Origin of the sequence: Chitinophaga sp., assembly GCF_035564935.1 — a bacterium.
Classification (GTDB): Bacteria; Bacteroidota; Bacteroidia; order Chitinophagales; family Chitinophagaceae; genus Chitinophaga.
In genome coordinates, this window is record NZ_DATMTE010000644.1 from 1 (window position 1) to 1,582 (window position 1,582).

At 47.2% G+C, this 1,582-nt stretch carries 2 protein-coding genes; both read left to right on the forward strand.

Going from position 1 to position 1,582, the window contains the following annotated elements:
* Positions 1-1,213: efflux RND transporter permease subunit (locus VN105_RS16440; RefSeq protein WP_325642616.1), on the forward strand; the 1,213-nt coding region annotated here is incomplete at its 5' end.
* A 24-nt stretch (positions 1,214-1,237) separates the two neighbouring features.
* Positions 1,238-1,582, forward strand: a 345-nt coding sequence (locus VN105_RS16445) for a TolC family protein (protein WP_325642617.1), incomplete at its 3' end; no start/stop codon positions are given.

A 1,582-nucleotide genomic window follows, 5' to 3' on the forward strand; every position in this document is an offset into this window, starting at 1 on the left:
GTCAATACAGGATCTGTATAACCAATATGGCGCCGCATCAGGCAATTTCCGGGGCTTCCTCCTATTTCCCTATCTCCCGCCAACCATCGGCACACGGTATGGCGGTGGTATGCCCGTCCAATTTGTATTGCAGGCACAAAATCTGGACAGCCTGACCGCTGTGCTGCCTAAATTTTTGGGTGCGGTACGTCAGAGCAAAAAACTGATGTTTGCCGATTCGGATCTTAAAATAAACAAACCGGAGGTAAAAATAACGATAGATCGGGAGAAGGCCGCGCTGATGGGCGTATCCATCGAAGAAGTCGCCCGTACCCTACAGCTTTCCCTTTCCGGGCAACGTTATGGGTATTTCCTACGCGACGATCGACAATATGAAGTGATCGGACAGCTGTCACGTCCTTACAGAAATGATATCAATGACTTAAATGGTATTTATGTGCATTCAACAAACGGCCAGATGATCCCGTTGAGTAACCTGATTACCACGAAAGAAGCCGTAAGCCCGGCGGCTATTTACCGATACGATCAATACACTTCCGCTACCATATCTGCCGCACCCATGCCGGGTGTAAGCCTTGCTGAGGCTATACAGGAGATCGAAAAAATAAAAGCCGATGTCTTGGGTGAAAATTTCAAGTCCTCCTTAGCTGGGCAGTCACGCGATTTCAGTGAAAGTCAAGGCAATATCACCTTCACACTGATACTGGCGCTCCTACTCATCTATATGATATTGGCCGCCCAGTTTGAAAGCCTAAGAGATCCGCTCACCATTATGCTTACCGTACCGATGGCAGTGACGGGAGCGATCCTCAGCCTACATTGGTTTGGTCAGAGCTTAAATGTGTTTAGCCAGATCGGCATCATTACACTCGTTGGACTCATCACCAAGAATGGTATTCTAATCGTTGAATTTGCCAATCACCTCAAAGATACCGGTCTTTCAAAGTATGATGCTGCGATTACTGCGGCTGAACAACGTTTTCGTCCGATATTGATGACCTCACTGGCCATGATATTCGGTGCCTTGCCTATTGCGCTGACGGCAAACAGCCGTCAGTCTCTGGGTATTGTCATTGCCGGCGGACTTGTGTTCTCCGGTATACTCACATTATTCATTATTCCGGCCGTCTACTCCTACCTGTCAAGCAATAAGCGCAGGGAAGTCATTGTTGAAGCAGATACCGAAAGCCTACATGAAAACGCAACGCACTAATTATCAATTCCAAAGTTCATTACCATGAGAAAAACAGTATATACATGTATTATCACGCTGCTGCTGTACGGGGGCAAGCTGCATGCACAGCATAAAGCGCTATCCCTGTCCGCTGCACTGGAAATCGCAGAGAAAGGAAATAGAACAGTACAGGCACAGCTATTGGAGGAAATACACGCGAAAGCACTTACAGCGGAGAGTAAAGGGGCACTGCTGCCTACCATTTCAGCAAATGTATCCTATTCCTACTACTTTGACCGACAAACAATATTTCTACCGGGTTATTTTGCCGGCACCAGTAAACCCGTGCAAGATGTAGCTGTTGGTGGGAAAAATGCATTTAACGGCATGCTGACCTTATATCAACCT